At 44.6% G+C, this 18588-nt stretch carries 17 protein-coding genes and 1 tRNA gene; 7 read left to right on the top strand and 11 right to left on the bottom strand.

Features of this window, described 5'->3' with window-relative positions; genetic code table 11:
• The first annotated feature begins 2 nt into the window (after positions 1–2).
• Positions 3–1331, top strand: a complete 1329-nt coding sequence (locus tag DXN05_RS04875; RefSeq protein ID WP_116846057.1) for an amidohydrolase family protein — start codon at positions 3–5, stop codon at positions 1329–1331.
• Here the strand turns inward: DXN05_RS04875 and DXN05_RS04870 are convergent, their stop codons facing one another.
• Positions 1332–1544: a hypothetical protein gene (locus DXN05_RS04870; protein ID WP_116846056.1), complete on the bottom strand. Its 213-nt coding sequence runs from the start codon at positions 1542–1544 to the stop codon at positions 1332–1334.
• A gap of 55 nt (positions 1545–1599) precedes the next feature.
• Here DXN05_RS04870 and DXN05_RS04865 point away from each other — a divergent pair, with 55 nt between their 5' ends.
• Together DXN05_RS04865 and DXN05_RS04860 are read left to right on the top strand one after the other, a co-directional pair.
• Positions 1600–2136 (top strand): DinB family protein, encoded by a 537-nt coding sequence (locus tag DXN05_RS04865; protein ID WP_116846055.1) that lies wholly within the window; start codon positions 1600–1602, stop codon positions 2134–2136.
• A gap of 730 nt (positions 2137–2866) precedes the next feature.
• Positions 2867–3640, top strand: coding sequence for a hypothetical protein (locus DXN05_RS04860; protein WP_116846054.1), 774 nt, complete (start codon positions 2867–2869; stop codon positions 3638–3640).
• Positions 3641–3825: 185 nt separating this feature from the next.
• Here the strand turns inward: DXN05_RS04860 and DXN05_RS04855 are convergent, their stop codons facing one another.
• Both DXN05_RS04855 and DXN05_RS04850 read right to left on the bottom strand, forming a co-directional pair.
• Complete coding sequence (locus DXN05_RS04855; protein WP_116846053.1) at positions 3826–5499, bottom strand: AlwI family type II restriction endonuclease; 1674 nt, start codon at positions 5497–5499, stop codon at positions 3826–3828.
• Entirely contained in the window at positions 5483–6490 is a 1008-nt protein-coding gene (locus tag DXN05_RS04850) for a DNA-methyltransferase (RefSeq protein ID WP_116846052.1), read from the bottom strand. Before DXN05_RS04850 ends, DXN05_RS04855 begins: the two co-directional genes overlap by 17 nt.
• A gap of 171 nt (positions 6491–6661) precedes the next feature.
• Between DXN05_RS04850 and DXN05_RS04845 the strand changes: the two genes are divergently transcribed.
• Positions 6662–7327, top strand: coding sequence for a hypothetical protein (locus DXN05_RS04845; protein ID WP_147313837.1), 666 nt, complete (start codon positions 6662–6664; stop codon positions 7325–7327).
• 76 nt (positions 7328–7403) lie between these two features.
• On the opposite strand, the gene DXN05_RS04840 is transcribed toward DXN05_RS04845, so the two are convergent.
• From DXN05_RS04840 to asnS, 3 genes are all read right to left on the bottom strand, one after another.
• Positions 7404–7476, bottom strand: a tRNA-Phe gene (locus DXN05_RS04840).
• Positions 7477–7640: 164 nt separating this feature from the next.
• On the bottom strand, positions 7641–8432 hold the full coding sequence (locus tag DXN05_RS04835; protein WP_116846050.1) for a DUF3050 domain-containing protein: 792 nt from the start codon (positions 8430–8432) through the stop codon (positions 7641–7643).
• A gap of 71 nt (positions 8433–8503) precedes the next feature.
• Complete coding sequence (gene asnS / locus DXN05_RS04830; RefSeq protein WP_116846400.1) at positions 8504–9943, bottom strand: asparagine--tRNA ligase; 1440 nt, start codon at positions 9941–9943, stop codon at positions 8504–8506.
• Between the two features lie 400 nt (positions 9944–10343).
• On the opposite strand from asnS, the gene rho reads away from it, so the two are divergent.
• Both rho and DXN05_RS04815 read left to right on the top strand, forming a co-directional pair.
• The gene (rho, locus tag DXN05_RS04820; protein WP_245975124.1) at positions 10344–11978 is read left to right on the top strand and encodes a transcription termination factor Rho; all 1635 of its coding nucleotides are present in this window, start codon (positions 10344–10346) and stop codon (positions 11976–11978) included.
• Positions 11979–12128: 150 nt separating this feature from the next.
• On the top strand, positions 12129–12593 hold the full coding sequence (locus DXN05_RS04815) for a DinB family protein (protein WP_116846047.1): 465 nt from the start codon (positions 12129–12131) through the stop codon (positions 12591–12593).
• A gap of 63 nt (positions 12594–12656) precedes the next feature.
• Here DXN05_RS04815 and DXN05_RS04810 read toward each other — a convergent pair whose 3' ends face one another.
• Both DXN05_RS04810 and DXN05_RS04805 read right to left on the bottom strand, forming a co-directional pair.
• Positions 12657–15029, bottom strand: coding sequence for a S9 family peptidase (locus tag DXN05_RS04810; RefSeq protein WP_116846046.1), 2373 nt, complete (start codon positions 15027–15029; stop codon positions 12657–12659).
• 105 nt (positions 15030–15134) lie between these two features.
• The gene (locus tag DXN05_RS04805) at positions 15135–15755 is read right to left on the bottom strand and encodes a hypothetical protein (RefSeq protein WP_116846045.1); all 621 of its coding nucleotides are present in this window, start codon (positions 15753–15755) and stop codon (positions 15135–15137) included.
• Between the two features lie 122 nt (positions 15756–15877).
• Here DXN05_RS04805 and DXN05_RS04800 point away from each other — a divergent pair, with 122 nt between their 5' ends.
• Entirely contained in the window at positions 15878–16198 is a 321-nt protein-coding gene (locus DXN05_RS04800) for a DMT family transporter (RefSeq protein WP_116846044.1), read from the top strand.
• A gap of 35 nt (positions 16199–16233) precedes the next feature.
• On the opposite strand, the gene DXN05_RS04795 is transcribed toward DXN05_RS04800, so the two are convergent.
• The 3 genes from DXN05_RS04795 to DXN05_RS04785 are packed head-to-tail and all read right to left on the bottom strand — an operon-like array spanning position 16234 to position 18582.
• Complete coding sequence (locus DXN05_RS04795; RefSeq protein ID WP_116846043.1) at positions 16234–16482, bottom strand: 4a-hydroxytetrahydrobiopterin dehydratase; 249 nt, start codon at positions 16480–16482, stop codon at positions 16234–16236.
• Positions 16483–16498: 16 nt separating this feature from the next.
• Positions 16499–16933: an IPExxxVDY family protein gene (locus tag DXN05_RS04790; protein ID WP_116846042.1), complete on the bottom strand. Its 435-nt coding sequence runs from the start codon at positions 16931–16933 to the stop codon at positions 16499–16501.
• An 8-nt stretch (positions 16934–16941) separates the two neighbouring features.
• Positions 16942–18582 carry a M28 family peptidase gene (locus DXN05_RS04785; protein ID WP_158559126.1) on the bottom strand — a complete coding sequence of 547 codons (1641 nt, stop codon included), beginning with the start codon at positions 18580–18582 and terminating at the stop codon, positions 16942–16944.
• Between the last annotated feature and the right edge of the window lie 6 nt (positions 18583–18588).

Raw genomic sequence — 18588 nt, 5'->3', positions numbered from 1 at the left:
ACATGAAAACACACACACAGCTTTTATGGATAGGCCTGGTATTGACTGCAGTTGGGGCTTGCAAGGGAATGAAACGTAATCATACCATTACCATATTCAAAGGCGCCACCATTATCACCGTCGACAGTGTTTTGCAACAGGCTTCGCTGGCCATACAGGATGATACCATTGCGGGTATTTTTTCTGCAGGTGACCCGATAGCACCGGATGCAACCGTGATAGACTACACAGGTAAAACCATTATGCCGATGCTGATAAACGGGCATGGCCACCTGGGCTTGCTGCAGGGCGATAGTGCAGTATCGGGTAATTACACAAGAGAAAATATTATCAGGCAACTGAAAAAATATGCATCGTTTGGTGTTGGCAGTGTAATGAGCATGGGAACCGATCATGCGCTTATTTTCCCGCTGCGCGATTCATCGCAGAAAGGACTGATTCCCGGCGCTACCATATTCACAGCTGGTTACGGGCTGGGAGTAAATGGCGGCGGCCCGCCACCCGGGTTTGCAGATAAAGTAATGCGTCCGCAAGGGATACCCGAAGCCATAAAGGATATACAGCAACTGGCGGCACTGCACCCTGACCTGGTGAAGGTTTGGGTGGATGATTTTAGTCATACCGCCCCTAAAATGAAAGAAGATATATACGATGCCATTATACAGGAAGCGCACAACCAGCATTTGCGGGTGGCAGCGCATGTGTTTTACCAGGAAGATGCGCGCCGGCTGGTGAATGCCGGTGTTAGCGTGCTGGCACATAGTATACGCGACACAGTGATCAGCGATTCGCTGGTACTGGCCATTAAACAGAAAGGTGTTTTTTATATTCCCACTTTAACCCTGGATGAATACAATTTTGCCTACGGTGGGGATGCCTACTGGCTGAATGATGCATTTTTTAAAAGATCACTGGAGCCAGGTGTGTGGGAAAGACTGAGCAGCGCGGCCTTTAAAGAAAAACAGCTGAAAGATTCAACCAGGCAAAAGAAGATAACGGCATTTAAAAATGCAGTGACCAACCTGCATAAATTAGACAGCGCCGGTGTAACCATTGTACTGGGTACAGATTCCGGTGCACAGCCCGTTCGTGCGCAGGGGTTTTCAGAGCACCTGGAGCTGGAATTGATGGAAGCAGCAGGTGTTTCGCCTATGCATGTAATACAGGCAGCAACCATTAATGCTGCGCGTATGCTGCAGGTAACCAACAGGGGCAATATCGCCATTGGTAAAAAAGCCGATTTGCTGGTGCTGAATGGCAACCCGTTAAACGATATCAGGCAAACCAGGAATATTGCAGCTGTCTGGAAAAACGGCGTGCTGCAAAAATAATCAGGTGCGGTTGCGGTTGGTGGCAACAAGTACCACGCCCACAACGGCAACGACCGCGCCTGCGTAGGTAGGCCAGCCAATCCATTTGTTCTCTTTTTTATTGATTTCGACAGGACCAACATCCACCACTTTTTTTTCTGTCTGAACGGAGAAACCGCGTATTACAATCATGGCTATACCAGCGATGATTAAAATGAGGCCGAATGTTTTCATATGCTTGCGTTATAGTATAAACAGTATAAATTCCATGCCAGTAATAAATATATTGATGACAACGAATAATACAGAAGAAGTATGGTTACGCGGTCCGGTGGAAGGCATTATTCCATTGTTGCAACCGGTAGTACACGCCTTATTGCAGGCGCGGGAAGAAATAAATGCTGCATTACAGGGTTTTGACGACAGCCTGTTGTGGGAAAAACCGGCGGGCACAGCCTCGGTTGGTTTTCATTTACAGCACCTGCGTGGCGTACTTTCCAGGTTGTTTACCTATGCAACAGGTGATGTGCTCACTAAACAACAGTTGCTGGAGCTGGCACAGGAGGGCAAACAGCAGGAGGGAGAAACATGCACTACCCAAACGCTTTTACAGCTGTTCAATAAACAGGTAGACGCTGCGATTACGCAACTGCATACAACCGGCGAAAGCGATTTACTGCAGCCAAGAGGTGTAGGCCGGAAACAGCTGCCAAGCAATGTGCTGGGGTTACTGGTACATGCGGCAGAGCATACACAACGACATACAGGTCAACTACTTGTAACAGCCAAAGTAGTTTCATATGCGAAAAAATCAGAAAATGTTTAGTTGGGTTGTCAAAACTTTATTATCTTGCCGGCGTATTATGGTTTCGGTATGAAACCGGTTACATAGTAACTCTTCATTGATCTAATCTATACCCTTTCAGTAATATACTTTATTACTGCCCCGGAAGCAATTTTAGCCGTTACCTTATCCACGCTTGTTTGTCATTATAAAATTTTTTCTGCAATGTAAATGCATCGCAGACATCGCTGCCTGTTAAACACCGTTGTTGCTTTTACCCTAAACCTTTATCAGAAACATGAAAAAAGTGTTTTTTTTCTGCAGCGCGGCCGTGTGCCTGTTTGCTATTCTCTCCAATCTGCTGGAAACCAGTTTCCCTATTATAATATCAATGGAAATTCATAAGAATTTCAACTGCCGCATATGAGCCTGGTTGTATGGCTAAGTATGCCTGAAAATGTCGATTCCCATTTTATATATCCAATTGAAAGAAAAACCAACAACACCCTAAATCCTTTTCGATGAAAAACCAATTTCTTTTAAATCCAAGTTTAGCTTAACCGGTGTTGTCATGTGTATTGTTGTAACCGGCAGATATAATTTTCATGCGCATCAAAAACAACTTGTATCAACCCTAACCCCTTACATAGTACACAACCCCCAAGCCTCCCGTTATTGCGGGAGGCTTTTATGTAAACTATCCGGCTCGCGTAATTCGCAAAACCTATTGTATTAATAAACACAAACAACCACACCTTTAAAAACAACATTCATGAAAAAGAACCTGCTTTATTTAAGCCTTGCGCTGCTGACTACAACAGTAGCTTGTAAAAAGAACAGTGACACGCCTGCACAAAAAATGATCAGCTCAGTGATCTTTGCCTCTGCAAACAGTACTGATTCTATTGCTTACGTGTATAATACAGACGGTACACTGCTAGCTGATGAATATTTTGAAGGCAGTTACCAAAGTGCAAATTTTTACCAGTATAATAGCGGAAAGCTGACCATGGTAACAAGCTCTGATGGCAATACAGACATTAACCGGACTTCGGATACAACGGACATTGTGTATGACAATGGCGGCAAAATTGTAAAAGTTATAAAACGCAACCAGGGCATCTACGATACACTGGTATATAACCCACAAGGAAACCCGGTTAAAGTGTATACTGTTAATCCTGGTCAGCTGAATAACAGCAGGGTTGATTCCCTGGTATGGGATGCAAAAGGAAATGTGACAGCTGTGTATTCGCAGTCCCTGTTTGCTACCGATCAGTATGTGGATAACTATACTTACGATAACAGCCCTACACCTTACGCCTCAATCAATGGGCAGGCGCGTTTGGTGTACTACCTGATTAACTCTTTTCCGCAGGCGATATCTGCATCAAACCTGACAAAGGAAACGGAATCCAGCGCGGCATATGGCATCAGCTATTCTTCATCGTATAGTTATGTATATGGATCGGATGGTTTTCCGCTTAATGCGGGCATTACCGGCTCGGATGTTGGAACACTGCGCTACAACTATATACAACGTTAAGGCTGCTTTGCAATAGATTAAAAAGGCTGTTACACCGGTAAGGGGTAACAGCCTTTTTGTTGTACTAAAAGTAGAATAAAGTAAGGGTATAGTATCGATATAATTTTACACCTAAGGTAACGTCAGTTTTTAGCAGGGTATTGTTGAAATGATAGTTAAAAACAACGTAATATTTAATAGCGGAATTACGCAACCCAGGTGGGAATGGAATTCTCTATTTGCTGAAACCAGACTGCTTCATCTTCGGCGGTGGCATTTCTGGCAATAATTTTGTCAAGATAACTTTTTAATATTTGGGAATCGGTAAATCCTTTATCTCGGGCAATCGTCATAAAATCAATGAAATGTGTAAGGCTCATAGGAATGATTTTTGTTTTGCCACCATAAGCCTTCGTGTTAAACCTATTGGTATTAAAGAAATGAGCGAGGGTGTTTTCATTAATTTTGGGTGCGATAAATAAACAATATACAGGAATATCAGAAGACAGTTGGGCACGTCCGTAATGGCGAGCAACAGGCTCTCCTTCCATTTCATATTGTTTACTACCACTGGACATTGTGACTTCGACAATCATTTTGAATTCACCATAGTCAGCTTCAATATCGGGTTTGTTAGCAACGGCGGAATTCAATGGCACTCCATCAAGATCAATTGTGAAATTGCCTTTGATATCTTTTGCATAATTCATCATTACCAATGCACGCCAGACATTCCATTCAAAATATAGTGGCGGATCGGGAACTTCGCGCAATTGAACTTTTCTAAAGACAGAAATGATATCATCAAACTGTCTATATTCTTTTAAGGAGATTGTCGTTTTTTCGATTGCATGGGTAATAATCTTTCCCTCCTCCTGTTCAAGTTTGTCTTTTAATTGCTCAATAGTCAATCTTTCATTAAAGGGAACTCTCAACTTTGAAAGGTGATGTTCAAGATAGCCTCTGTTATCGGTCAGCAAGGGCAATGAGGTAGGATCATATAAGTAATTCTTGAATTCGCCAGCTGTTTTAAAATTTGAAATCTGTCTTGGAACATTCTTTAAAATATAAGCCACTTCTTCTGCGCGGGCTGGAGCAACAATCGCCCTGAAAGTCTTTTTATCAAAAGTGATAAGCTGAGTAGCTCTTAAATAACGCATAAAAGCATCGGCATAGTCGAAATGATTGCTTTTTTTGGTTCGAACAAATTTTGCCAATGTTTCTTCACGGCTTTCTCTTGTCTTAAATCTTTCAGCTCCTATGTCATCGGCGTAAATTTTCAATATCTCTCTTGTAAATACTTCATCAATAAAAGCGCGCCTATTGCCTTTATTCTCTGTTACATCGTTCCTAAATTTTTTGATGGCTTCGACAGTCTCATTGAATTTCTTATAGTGTGTAAGTTGAACAAAAAAAATGGCAATTTCTGTTTTAGAAATCATATCAAGCTCCTTTACTAATCGAAGAAATTCCAGATATGGACGTATATTAAAGTTTCTGTCATCCGGTATCTTGTGAAAGGGTGACGGTAGCTGAAATTTGAATAACTGCCTTGCTATGACCTCATGAATTCTTTTTCCGCTTAAAAGTTGCGCACCTGGCTTCGTTAAAGCAATCTTTGGGTTAAGATCAACAAATCCCAAAGCTTTTGGAGCTCGTGTAATCCTGTCTCTTGCTGCAAAAGCAGCGTCACCCGGCATTTTGCTGCCTTCGTAAAATTGAGAAGCAAATAGTTTTTCAAAGAAAGCGATCTGCGTTTTTGTATTCCATTCTTTGCCGTTAAAGAAATCGATCAAGACTTGAATTTCAGGAATTATTTTTTCTATCGTGCGTGGAGAAGTGAAGGAGAAAACCGTTCGTGTTCTACTTAAGTTTGCCATTGAAAAATAATTTTGTCATTGCGTCGTCATCACCTAATAAAGATGCCTTTTGATAAGGGTCAATCCTTGTTTTCAAGAATTGGGAGATACGATCTTTGGACAGGGAAACAGATTTGCTTGAGATATCACATCCTAAAAATTTACAATTCTGTTTGAGCGCAGCAATAGCCGCCGATCCGCTACCAAGGAAAGGATCACAAACGACAAAGTCCTTACTAGCGCTACCCTTCAGCATCAATTCAAAAACTTCGACAGGCTTTTGTGTTGGATAAGCAGAAGAGGTTACACGTTTGATCTTCCACACATCTGGAATGTTTTTGGAGTTTAAATTTCTTTTGCCCTTACTAGCAAATAGAATGAATTCATGCCTGCGTCGGAAATAATGTCCAAGGCCAATATTTGCCTTATCCCAACAAAGCACATTTTTCACCTCGAATACTTCTCTTGCAATTGGCGCGAGAGACAAAAGCGAAAAAGAATCGAACATCAAGTAGATGTGCCTGTCTTTTTTAAGAACACGGAAGCATGCTTCAAGAAAAGCTTTATAGTTTTCTTCCGTATCGTGGAATTCTTCAAACCATTTTGCTCCTTCTTTTCCTGCTTCGTTATACTTGCCGATAATTTTCCCACGCCCAAGCTTAAGCTTTTGATTCATGCCGGAATAGGCGGGGTCGGTGACAATTAGATCAACGCTATTAGGCGGAAGGCCTTGCAAAAAGCTGATAACATCATCTTGGAAAATAGAAATGCGGCCATCAGGTGTTTCATAATAAGGTTTGTTCTTAACAGGAACTTTATTGCCATTTAAAATATAAATCGGTTTTGAATCACTATCGGTCTCTTTTCCAAGATGGCTGATCAGTAATTCATAAGCATTTTTTGAAAGCATTCCGCTTTTTCCAACCTTCACTTTGTGAAGTTGGATCAATTTGTTCATTTCTTCGGGAACAATAGAATGCTTGTCTTGGATCGCACGTATAGAATAAATCATGGGTTAGAATTCTCGTTGCAAAATTACTAAAAAATATAGCAGGCCGTTTTAACCCATTGAATTTTTGTTCTTTGTATTAATTTCTCGACGGACTGACTATTCTCTAATTTATGCCGGAAAAAAGCATTAAATTAATGTTCAATCAAAAACTTATTTTTAAATTATACACGTATGGCACTTCAATGTCGGACAGATTTAAAAAATTTGTCTAATTGGTCAAAACCATGCGGGGCATGTAATATTTGTCAGCCTCAATCTGTATTACGATATCCATTTGAGCGGGACCTTATAAATTCTAAAATGCTTGTAGATGAGCTGAAGAAATTTATAACTGATAACACTGGGCTAAAATGTTTGGATACAGATGTTTATCAAAACCCGGATATCATTGTCGTTGATGATAAAAATAATTTGATAGCCAGGGTGGAAGCCAAGTATCTAGAAGGCAAGGCCTTCATGAAAGTCGCGCAAATGATTAAAGATCCGCTTAATCCAAAAGAAACCCTTGTCATCGACAAGCCCAAATTGAAAAGCTATTTTGAATGCAAGGTAAGGGATAAGGAAAAATGCAAAAGAGAGATTCCGATTTTCGTTGTATGGAAATATGATCGTCCTTGTGCTGACGTTGGTGGAATCTGCATATATCAAGAAGTGAATGAGCTTCGCAGAATTTATGACGCGAAAGGTGCCTTGAGGAGCTTTCGCCGGCAAATTGGGCAGGGAGACTTCGTCAATGGCAAGTTAATGGGTGTTATTGATAAATTTCACTATTCCATTACAGAATGCGAGCCGATAGAAAAACTTCCGGAAGACATACTAAATGTTTATAAACTTTAAAGGGCATAGCTTATTATAGCTTTGAAGATGTAATGTTACCCTAAATAAAAAAACCTCAACATTGTTGAGGCTTTCGTGGTGTGGGCCGGGATCGAACCGGCGACACAAGGATTTTCAGTCCTTTGCTCTACCGACTGAGCTACCGCACCATCCGTGGCGGATATTATTCCGTTGGGGTTGCAAAAATAGGATTTCTATTTAAACCACCAATAAAATACACAGTTTTTCTGAATTTATTTTTGCAATCATCCGCACTACTTGCTGAAACACAGTGTGGTAAAGGGTTTCAAGCCTTTATACAACAAATAATTTTCTATGCTTTTACTTCCGGCTGGTGTTCTTCAACTGCAGCAAGTACGGCATCCCACAGTTTTTTGCGGCTCTCCAATGCCTGTAAAGAAGCTTGTGTGGCTTCTACCCATTTTTGGGTATCGGTGCCGCATAATTCGCTTACCATTTCCATGGCCAGGTGGCTGTGATGGTCTCCGTCTACTTCAATGTGGCGCTCGAGATAATAGCGGAAAATAGCGAGCTGCGGAAAGGTTTCAGACAGTTCTTTTACCATGCCCAGGAACATATCGGGAATAAGGTCTTCGCGGCCAAAGGTGAACACGGCAGCCTGTACATGTGCAGGTGTGTTTTCGATGATCTGGAAAGTGAAATGCACAAAATCAACAACACCCTGTGGCAGGCCGTTTTGCTGTATGGCCTGCTGTATGGTTTGCCCGGCAGCGAGTTGTGCAAGCAGGTTGTTGATGGCACTGGTATCTGCACCGAGCTGTTGCATAGCGCTGAGGTATAATTCAAAGTGGCTTTGGCGAACACCGTTTGCGTCTATATCGCTTTCTTCGCCGAGTACAATTTCATTGATGAGATAACGGGTATTGCCGCTTCCTGCAGGTACCCAGGGCACGCGCACACAGGTAAGCTGCTGCTGCAGTGATTTTAACAGCGACATAAAATCCCATACAGCGTACACATGAAACTGTGTAAAAGTTTGAATGTGCTGTAACGAGTGAAGACGCGTGTAAAGCGGGTGCGCTACCAGTGTATCGCGTACCGGCTGAAGGGTTTGTTTAAGCTGGTTGATGTTGGACTGATGCATACGGATATTTGATTGGCCAATGATTAAAAAAAGAAGCAGGCAAATTTACCCGCTTCTTAAAAGTTGTGCTATTAAAATTCACAGTTTTTCGGTGTTCGCGCAAACGGAATTACATCACGGATATTTGTCATTCCGGTTACAAACAGTACTATGCGCTCAAAGCCCAGGCCAAAGCCTGCATGCGGCACAGCGCCATAGCGGCGGGTATCGAGGTACCAGTTCAGTTCTTCTGTTGGTATATGCATATCGTGCATACGGCCTTCCAGTTTTTCCAGTCTTTCTTCACGTTGTGAGCCACCTACAATTTCACCAATACCCGGTGCCAGTATATCCATGGCAGCAACGGTTTTGCCATCGTCGTTCAGGCGCATGTAAAAGGCCTTGATGTCTTTGGGATAATTGGTTACAATCACCGGTTTTTTAAAGTGTTTTTCAACAAGGTAACGTTCGTGTTCACTTTGCATATCAATGCCCCAGCTTACATCGTATTTAAACTTTTTCTTTTTATAAGCAGGCGAATCGAGTAATATCCGGATGGCTTCGGTATAGGTAATGCGTTCAAAGTTATTGTTGAGTACAAATTCCAGCTTTTCAATTAAACCCATTTCGCTGCGTTCGGCCTGCGGCTTTTGCTTTTCTTCTTCGGCCAGGCGCTGATCAAGAAATTCAAGGTCTTCCCGGTTGTTGGTCATTACATACCCGATAAGGTATTTAATGAACGCTTCTGCGAGGTTCATGTTGTCTTCCAGGTCATAGAAAGCCATTTCCGGTTCAATCATCCAGAACTCAGCCAGGTGGCGTGTTGTATTTGAATTTTCGGCCCTGAACGTTGGGCCGAATGTGTATACCTCACTAAACGCCATAGCACCGAGTTCTCCTTCGAGCTGGCCGCTTACAGTGAGGTTGGTGCTTTTGCCGAAGAAGTCTTCTGCAAAATCTATTTCACCTGCAGCAGTGCGCGGCGGGTTATCAAAAGGCAGGGTGGTAACGCGGAAAGTTTCGCCGGCGCCTTCTGCATCACTTGCGGTGATGATGGGTGTATGCAGGTATACAAAGCCCTGTTTGTTGAAAAACTCGTGTATCGCGAATGCAAGTGCATGGCGTACGCGGAAAATAGCGCCGAAGGTGTTGGTGCGGAAACGCAGGTGTGCTATTTCGCGCAGGTATTCGAGGCTGGGCCTGTTTTTTAACTGCAGCGGATATTTTTCTGCATCACAATCGCCCAGTATTTCGAGGGTTGTTGCCTTTACTTCCAGTTTTTGTCCCTTGCCCAGGCTTTCCACTACCTGGCCGGTAATTTTAAGGGAAGCGCCTGTGGTAATGCGTTTCAGTGTTGGCTCATCGAGCTGGCCAAGTTCAACAACCACCTGCAGATTATTATTGGTGCTGCCATCATTCAGGGCTATAAACTGGTTGTTCCTAAAGCTGCGAACCCATCCCATAACGGTTACCTGCTGGCCGGCTGCATCGCCAGACAGCAGTGTTTTAATCTTAATCCTGTTGTTGAACATGGCACAATAAATTTGAATAAAAAAGAAACCCGCTTGCCGGGTTGTTGAATTAAATAAAGCGGGGCAAATATAAATGAAGGCGCTGGTCAATTGCATTTTTCAGTCAAAAACCGCATTTAGCGGCGCATTCACCCAGTGTTACAGCAGAAACGCCTAAATACGTTAATTTTTTTAGAAAAAAGCCCAAAAAAACAAATGAACAGCCATTTTTTGCTTTGATATGAACATTTTGCAGTAACATTGCAACCGGAAGCAAGCTGATTCGTTTTTCAATCATACCTCTCAGCATTCTTGTTTTCCAGTAATCAACCGAATTTTTCTTCAATTAATAAGACTGGATCTTAACGTTAAACCTTACCTCCTTTAGTTTTTTATGTACGACATTTTGCAATTGAACGATATGTTAGTTCCTGAATTGCTGGACATAGCAGAACAGCTGCGCATTTCCAATGCCAAAAAGCTGGATAAACAGGAACTTATTTACAAGATATTAGATAAACAAGCAGTTATGGCCAGTGAGAAAAAAGACAGCGGTGGAGACGTTTCAAAACGCAAGCGTATCGTAAAAGCAACTACAACCAATACTACTGAAGATGCAGTGGTAATGACGGAGGCGCCCAAGGCAGTTAAGGCAGAAAAAGTTACTGAAAAAGCAGCAGAAGATGCGCCTAAAAAGCGCGGACGCAAAAGCGCTAAACCAGCAGAAGAAATAAAGCAAAAGCCTTCTAAAAAAGAAGATGCTGATGCTGAAGATGCAGTTGCCTACGACGATACAGAAGAAAGTAACGGTCACCACGACAGTGTGCTGAACGATGCTGACACCGCCGATCTGATGGCGCTCGCCAACATTATTGCACCACAGGAAGATCTTGCTCCTGTGCGTCACCAATACAAAAAAGAACCCGCTTTCAATATTGAATTCGACGGTATCATTTTATCGGAAGGTGTGCTTGAAATGATGCCCGACGGGTATGGTTTCCTGCGTTCATCTGACTACAACTATTTGTCTTCCCCGGATGATGTATACGTTTCTCCTTCACAGATAAAATTGTTTGGTTTAAAAACCGGCGATACTGTATACGGTGCGGTTCGCCCTCCCAAAGAAGGTGAAAAATATTTCGCTTTGCTGAAAGTGGAAACCATCAATGGCAAAAACCCCGATGAAGTGCGCGACCGCGTGCCTTTCGATTATCTTACACCATTGTTCCCTTACGAAAAGCTGAACCTGTTTACTACCCCCAGCAACTACAGCACGCGTATCATTGACCTGTTTGCCCCTATTGGTAAAGGTCAGCGCGGTTTGATTGTTGCACAGCCTAAAGTTGGTAAAACCGTGTTGCTGAAAGAAGTGGCTAATGCCATTGCCAGCAACCACCCCGAGTGTTACCTGATGGTGGTACTGATTGACGAACGACCTGAAGAGGTGACCGATATGGAACGCAGTGTAAAAGCAGAAGTAATTGCTTCTACATTTGACGAGCCTGCTGAAAAACACGTAAAGGTTTCGGCCATTGCTTTGCAAAAAGCAAAACGTTTGGTTGAGTGCGGCCACGATGTAGTGATCCTGCTCGATTCCATTACCCGTTTGGCAAGGGCACACAACACGGTTGCACCTGCATCAGGCAAAGTATTATCCGGTGGTGTGGAAGCCAATGCCATGCAGAAACCCAAACAGTTTTTTGGTGCAGCCCGTAAAATTGAACACGGTGGTTCATTAACCATTCTCGCAACTGCGTTAATTGAAACCGGTTCTAAAATGGATGAAGTGATCTTCGAAGAATTTAAAGGTACCGGTAACATGGAGTTACAGCTTGACCGCCGACTGGCCAACAGGCGTATTTTCCCTGCCATTGACCTGGTATCTTCTTCTACCCGCCGTGACGACCTGCTGTTAGACAGGGATGTGCTGCAACGCATGAACATCCTGCGCCTGTACATCAACGACATGAATACCGAAGAAGCAATGAATGAATTGCTGAAACGTATGCGCGGAACCAAAAGCAACGAAGAATTCCTGGCCAGCATGAACGGTTAATTGCCTTCAACGCTTTCCGAAAGGAATTAAATGATAAACGACAAACCGGCTCCCAAGGGCCGGTTTTGTTTTGGATAATGTGACAGAGGCTAGGGTTTGCGGCAGAAATAGCTTAAATTGTAATTACTGCATAAAAATCTACTCGCTGTTATGGACAACAACTACTCCTGTTTGTTCCGGTATAATTATGCCGCAAACAAACGCATTATCGAAGCCCTGGATAATTCCGGCCCGCCTGAAAAGGCCCTTCAACTGATGGCACACGTGTTACAGGCCCACCATGTGTGGATTAAACGTATTGCAGCGCCCGGCCAGCCTTCTTTAAATCCATGGTCGGCCATTGCGCCGCATACTTTTAACAAACACAACGAAGCGTTGCTGCAACAAAGCCTCGACATTGCGCACCAGCACGACGATACGTACGAATTAACCTATTACAATACCAAGGGACAGCAGTTTTGCAATAAACTGGCCGATATTTACCTGCACCTGGTTAACCATGCCACCTATCATCGCGGGCAAATAGCGTTGCTGCTGCGCCTGGAAAATATTGACCCGCCGGTAACGGATTATATTGCCTATGTAACGGAGAAAAAAAACCGACCGATGGTTTAATGGATTCCTGTTATCATAAAAAAAGGCCGTCATTAACGGCCTTTTTTTATGATAACAACCGGGCTACTTCAGCAGCTTTGTATCAAATAAATTCAGGATGCGTTTGTATTCATCGGTCCAGCTGGTTGGCTCAACAAAACCGTGATCTTCCATAGGGTACAGGGCAACGCTCCAATTGTTTTTACCCAATTCTATGAGGCGCTGGTTAAGGCGTACCACATCCTGGAAATTCACATTGGTATCTACCATGCCATGGCAAATCAGCAGGTTGTTTTTGAGGCCGCCGGCAAAGTTGATGGGCGATGAGCGCTGGTAAGCAATACTGTCGTTAAACGGCTCGTTCAGGATGTTGGAGGTGTAACCATGGTTGTAATGTGCCCAGTCTGTAACAGGGCGAAGGGCAGCACCGGCTTTAATTACATCGGGTTGGGTAAACATGGCCATCAGCGTCATAAAACCGCCGTAGCTGCCGCCGTACATGCCTATGCGTGTTGAATCGATACCCATTTCTTTTACAAGATAATGAGCGGCATCTACTTCATCGTCCAGGTCTTTGCCGCCCATATAACGGTAAATGCCGGTACGCCAGTCGCGGCCATGACCGGAGCTTGCGCGGTAGTCAATATCCAGAACAGTGTATCCTTTATCGGCCAGCAGGTTGTTAAACATATATTCGCGGAAATACTGGCTCCACCAGTAATGTACATTTTGCAGGTAGCCTGCGCCATGCACAAATATTACAGCTGCGCCATTTTTAACTGAAGCAGCAGGCTTGTACAAACGGGCGTAAATGTTTTTACCGTCTCTTGCAGTAATGGTGAATATGTTTGTTTCGCGCCAGGGGTATGCTTTGAATGAATCACTGGCCGCTTTAAAAGTAACCTGCTGCGGTTTGGCGCCTGGTGTGTTTTCCTGCACATACAGCTCCCAGGGTTTGTTGATGTACGAGTAGCGGTAGGCAATATACTTTTCATCAGGCGAAAGACTTACCTCATAACCACCATCCATGGAAGTGATTTTCTCTTTGGCACTGCCATCTGTTTTTATGCGGTACCAGTTTTGTTTGCCGGGGTGTACTTCATTGGTAAGCAGGTAAAAGAATTTTTTATCGGTGCTCAGCTGTACCTGTTGAACCTCGTACCGGCCGCTGGTGATAGCTTGTTTGTTGTGTGTGCCGGTATGGTAGGTATACAGGTGGGCATAACCGGTGGCTTCGCTCTGAAAATAAAGCAGCTGGTCATTGATCCAGCCGAGCGTTGCGCCGCCCATTGCATAACCGATGCCAGGTCCGCCAACCCATGCCTCATCCCGCTGGCGGTCAACAAGGGATAATTTGCCGGTAGCGGCATCGAGTTGCATCAGCCACCGGTCTTTGTTATCCTGCGAGCGAATATCCACAATGGCCGCTGTGCCTTGCTGATTCCAGTAAGGACCATTGACGATAACGCCACGTGTTGTTTTTTTCGAAGCCTCTTTCTGCGGGTAATCTTTTACATAATCCGGCTGGTCTGCAATACCGGGCAATGAATCGGTCAACACCTGGATAACAGTGTCTTTTTCTGTATCAAATACGTAAAACTCGTATTTACCCAGGGGGGCGCCTACTTTGGTGCGGCCAGGAATATCGGTGGTGAAACCGCTTTCGGTTACATAGTCAGGCACCATGGTGTTCTTGGCGTCTTTAGGCGGCTGTACCAAACGGTAGGTAATAAAACGGGCCGTTGGACTTACCTGTATATTCGATACATTTTTATCGCCAATGCTGATAACACGCAGCGTGTCATTATCTTTTTCAGCATTCAGGAAAGCTTCTTTTGCATCTTTCTTTTGTTTGCGCTCACGGATAACCTGCATCAGCTGCAGCTGGTTTTTCTGCAGCCATTGCTCCTGTGCATTGCCTTTGGCTGCGCCATCCTTTCCGGCTTTTTCTTTTACATCGCCTTTGGTGAAATTGGTCAGTTGCAGGGTTTCGCCGGATGAAGCATCCCAGGCATACAGGTTTTGATTACGCAGGTAAGTGATCCAGCTGTCCTGTTTAATAAAACGGGGGTTGCCTTCATACTCTTCTGTTTGTGTAATACGTGTGGTTTTGCCTGTTTTTACATCGAGGCGGAATATATCACCGCGAAAGGTATAGGCAATTTGCGTATGCGTGTTATTGTATACGCCATTGTCAATAGCCTGCTGCAGCAATGTTTCTTTGTAGGCTGCTTTTTCGGGAGTGCTGCCCTTAAGTTTGTAGCTATAACCGGAATCGGATATTTGTTTGCCGGGATTCCAGTCGAAGTACAGCTGTTTGCTGTTGAAATGCCAGAATACGTTGGAGGGGGATGTGCCGATCCATTTGGGATCCTGCATTATTTTTTCAACCGTAAGGGTTTGGGATACGGCGGCCATTGGCATACAAGCCAGCAGCCATTTCATCAGTAATCTCATGCCAGTTGTTTTTTTATGGGCATAAAACTACGGTAAAGCAGGCTGCGATAATTACCCGGCAGCCAGGTTATTTCGGTGAAACAGCAGCCCGGGCGGTGTTATGGGTTAATGCCATTTGTAGCGGCGGAAAAAATTCCCTTTTACATCAATCAGCCATAGCAGGGTATCATCGTTGCTGGTGCCTTCGCGATCGAGCACGCCCAGCATGGCCACTTCGGTTGAATCGGGCCAAACGGCATTGAAAATATGGGTAGACGGCCCGCCAAATAACAGCCGCCATTTCTGTTGTTCTTTCGGGTATAACAGGGCTACTTCGGTGTCAGGATCGCCTGCTACAATATGGTTATTGCCCTTTTTATCTTTCAATACCACCGAGCCGTACGAGCCAATATCGAGTACATAACTGCTGTCTGGCGACCAGCGCAACACTCCTGCATACTTGTTGTAAAAACCGGTGTCTGCGGTGAAGGGTTTTTTCTGTATGCTGTCTTCGGCCCAGAACTCTTCGAGGGTAAAACGGTTCCAGGGCAGTGACTGCAGCTGCAGGGCGCGCAAAATAAAAGCCTGTGCAGTATCGTCGAACAACATGGCGCTGTCTTCTGCAATAATATTGCGTGCTGTTTGCACCGAATCAGTTTCCCCGGTTTTATTGCTGCTGCTGTTGCAGGTGCAGCCGGTATAAAAAATAGCAAGCAGGCAGGCTGCTGCAAACAGGTACTGTTTCATGGTAAGTTGTTAAAGATGGCTGTGCAAAGCACCTGGTTCCGGTTCTGCGGCATTTATAATACATTTGCGGCTTGTTGCCGGACATATAACCGGGTGTTTACTCATTTTAAACAGCTCAGACTATGAATTGGTTGATTCTTGTTATTGCCGGCTTGTTTGAAGTAGGTTTTACCACCTGCCTTAAAATGTCGAACAACTTTACCAACCTGAAATGGAGCATCGGGTTTGCCATTGCCATTTCAGCGAGTTTTTTCTTTCTCAACAAAGCAGCGCAAACCATTCCCATCGGAACCGCTTATGCAGTGTGGACGGGTATTGGTGCAGTGGGCACCGTAATTATGGGGATCATTTTCTTTAAAGAGCCTTCTGATTTCTGGCGCCTGTTTTTTATTGGTACGCTGATCAGTTCCATTGTTGGTTTAAAAGTAGTGTCTGCCCATTAACAGGCATGCAGTGGCATTGGTTGCCGGAATAACAGTTACAGCAGAGTGTTGATACGGGAAGCGAGTTTGTGATCCCTGTCGGTAATGGTATTGCCTGCATCGTGGGTATTGAGCCATATTTCAACCGTGTTGTATACATTGCTCCACCTGGGGTGATGGTTCATTTTTTCTGCAGCCAGTGCTACGCGTGTCATGAAGGCAAAAGCGGCAGAAAAGTCGGGAAACTCGAATTTGCGGTAAAGCGCATTGTGTTCTGCCACCCAGCCAGCGGTTGTTTTTTCCATACAAAAATGTTTGTGGTTAAAATACCAGGTGCCCCTTGTTGCGGATTTTTTCGTTGGTTAGCTCTGCTACCATTTGCACACCGGCAATGTGTTTAATGGTTTGAATAATTTCGCTGCAATCGTTGTTTTCCACGCAGTCGCCTTTCATGAGCCATAAAAAATCCATGTGTTTAAATTCAGGCAGCAGGTATTCTCCGTCGTAATGGTTGTGGTATAAAAAATGACTGAGGGAGCTGTTGCGCACGGCATGCTGGTATACCGGGAAAAAGTAGCTTCTTTCTTTTTTGCGTAAATGAATTTCGATATCAGGGTTCAGCCTGAAATTGTATCCCATCAAGCGGTTCAGCTGCCAGCAGAACTGGTAATTTTTTACTGACGCGATGATGCCGAGCAGCCGCGTATCGCAGAAAAAATCTTCGGTCAATTCATCAATGTTCAGTTTTAGTTTCATGCTTTGGTTTAAAACGCTACGGGAACGGTTTTCTCTACATTGGCGCGCCTGTAACGCAATTGTGTGGTATCGCCTTTCCTGAATTTAGCCAGTGCCTGCATGTAGGTAGGCACGTCTACAAACTTATAACTACCCAGCTGTAACAATACATCGCCCGGTTTAAGCCCTATTTTTTCGGCTGTTTTTCCTTTGCTCACTGCTTCAATACGCATGCCTGTACCATTAAAGCCATAATCGGGCATAACACCCAGTGTTACCGGCAGGTTTACCACCTGCACTTCGGGTTCGCTGGTGCGGGTAAATGGCAGCTGGCCTTTGCCATCGGTTGCTTCTACCACGTGCTGCACGTATTTAATAACATCCAGCTCGGCAGTATAGTTGATTTTATCTGCATCATCTGTTGCCTTGTGGTAATCGCTGTGGCCGTTGGTAAAGAAAAACAGCACAGGAATATTCCTGTGATAAAAAGAAGCATGATCGCTGGGGCCTGCACCGGTGCTGTCGAATTTTACCAGCAGGTTTTTATCACTAAGTGCAGGCAGTACCTGCCCCCAGACAGGAGAGGTGCCGTAGCCGCCGATGGTGAGTTTCTTGCTGCTGTCGTACCGGCCTACCATATCGAGGTTAATCATGTAATTGAGCGGCGTGAGCGTATTGTGCGCCAGCCAGTATGTAGAGCCGGCCAGGCCCAATTCTTCACCACTAAAGGCTATCAGCAGGTAATTGTTGTGTTTGGCGTTGCTGTTTTTGAGCAGGCGGCCCAGTTCAATCAACGCAGCGGTACCGCTGGCATTGTCATCGGCGCCGTTGTGAACCTGGCCTTTGCCATCCAGGGCATTATTGTCTTCACCATACCCGAGGTGATCGAAATGCGCACCGATAACAACGGTTGCAGGCGCCTGGTTATCGATAAAACCGATCACATTGCGGCCTTTGCGGCTGGTGGGTACCAGCTTAACAGTCAGCTTCAGGTGGTAATAATCAGTGGGGTCGGCAAAATATTTTTTCAGTCCTTCATGTGTAAGATATACTACGGGAATAGAGGCTGCTGCTGATTCGTCGTTTTTGTTAAACTGGATATTGTCTATGGCGCTGCCGCTGTTGAACACAATCAATGCCCTGGCGCCTTTGGGGGCAGTGTGCCGCACTTCCTGTGCAATTACATCGAAAATATTGAAGTGCGGGTTGCTTTTATTGTCTTCAAGCAAATCGGCCACATCAAAAAACCAGGGCTGTCCTTTTTCGCGCAGGCTAAGTGACGAAGCACCTTCTGTTGCGGCAGAGGCAGAAAAAGCGAGCGGGTAATAATCTTTGTTCAGCTGCAGGGCTTTATCGTTTACGGTAAAACTATTGGCATCTGCAGGCAGTTGTTTGCCTTCGTTGATAGAAAATTCCTGGGTAAAGGCCTGGTCGCCTTTGGGAAGCAGCTGATCGGCGGCAAACTGTGTGCTGATATATTGGGCTGCAAGCATTTCACCGGGAGAACCGGTGCGGCGGCCTTCGAGTTTGTCATCGGCCAGAAATTCAATATGCTTCCTGATATTATCGAGTGTTTCCTTATCGGCTTTTGCCTGGGCCTTCCGTTCTTTCCGGGATTGGCCGATAGCGAGCACAGGAACCATGCAAATACAGAGCAGGAGCGTTTTCATACAGAA

This window comes from Deminuibacter soli, assembly GCF_003412455.1.
Classification (GTDB): domain Bacteria; phylum Bacteroidota; class Bacteroidia; order Chitinophagales; family Chitinophagaceae; genus Deminuibacter; species Deminuibacter soli.
This window is presented reverse-complemented; position numbering and strand designations above follow the sequence as displayed.

Bases quoted from the DNA above. Each gene is read 5' to 3' on its own strand.
- DXN05_RS04875 (WP_116846057.1), top strand. From the start codon at position 3: ATGAAAACACACACACAGCTTTTATGGATAGGCCTGGTATTGACTGCA.
- DXN05_RS04870 (WP_116846056.1), bottom strand. From the start codon at position 1,544: ATGAAAACATTCGGCCTCATTTTAATCATCGCTGGTATAGCCATGATT.
- DXN05_RS04865 (WP_116846055.1), top strand. From the start codon at position 1,600: ATGACAACGAATAATACAGAAGAAGTATGGTTACGCGGTCCGGTGGAA.
- DXN05_RS04860 (WP_116846054.1), top strand. From the start codon at position 2,867: ATGAAAAAGAACCTGCTTTATTTAAGCCTTGCGCTGCTGACTACAACA.
- DXN05_RS04855 (WP_116846053.1), bottom strand. From the start codon at position 5,499: ATGGCAAACTTAAGTAGAACACGAACGGTTTTCTCCTTCACTTCTCCA.
- DXN05_RS04850 (WP_116846052.1), bottom strand. From the start codon at position 6,490: ATGATTTATTCTATACGTGCGATCCAAGACAAGCATTCTATTGTTCCC.
- DXN05_RS04845 (WP_147313837.1), top strand. From the start codon at position 6,662: ATGGCACTTCAATGTCGGACAGATTTAAAAAATTTGTCTAATTGGTCA.
- DXN05_RS04835 (WP_116846050.1), bottom strand. From the start codon at position 8,432: ATGCATCAGTCCAACATCAACCAGCTTAAACAAACCCTTCAGCCGGTA.
- asnS (WP_116846400.1), bottom strand. From the start codon at position 9,943: ATGTTCAACAACAGGATTAAGATTAAAACACTGCTGTCTGGCGATGCA.
- rho (WP_245975124.1), top strand. From the start codon at position 10,344: ATGTTAGTTCCTGAATTGCTGGACATAGCAGAACAGCTGCGCATTTCC.
- DXN05_RS04815 (WP_116846047.1), top strand. From the start codon at position 12,129: ATGGACAACAACTACTCCTGTTTGTTCCGGTATAATTATGCCGCAAAC.
- DXN05_RS04810 (WP_116846046.1), bottom strand. From the start codon at position 15,029: ATGAGATTACTGATGAAATGGCTGCTGGCTTGTATGCCAATGGCCGCC.
- DXN05_RS04805 (WP_116846045.1), bottom strand. From the start codon at position 15,755: ATGAAACAGTACCTGTTTGCAGCAGCCTGCCTGCTTGCTATTTTTTAT.
- DXN05_RS04800 (WP_116846044.1), top strand. From the start codon at position 15,878: ATGAATTGGTTGATTCTTGTTATTGCCGGCTTGTTTGAAGTAGGTTTT.
- DXN05_RS04795 (WP_116846043.1), bottom strand. From the start codon at position 16,482: ATGGAAAAAACAACCGCTGGCTGGGTGGCAGAACACAATGCGCTTTAC.
- DXN05_RS04790 (WP_116846042.1), bottom strand. From the start codon at position 16,933: ATGAAACTAAAACTGAACATTGATGAATTGACCGAAGATTTTTTCTGC.
- DXN05_RS04785 (WP_158559126.1), bottom strand. From the start codon at position 18,582: ATGAAAACGCTCCTGCTCTGTATTTGCATGGTTCCTGTGCTCGCTATC.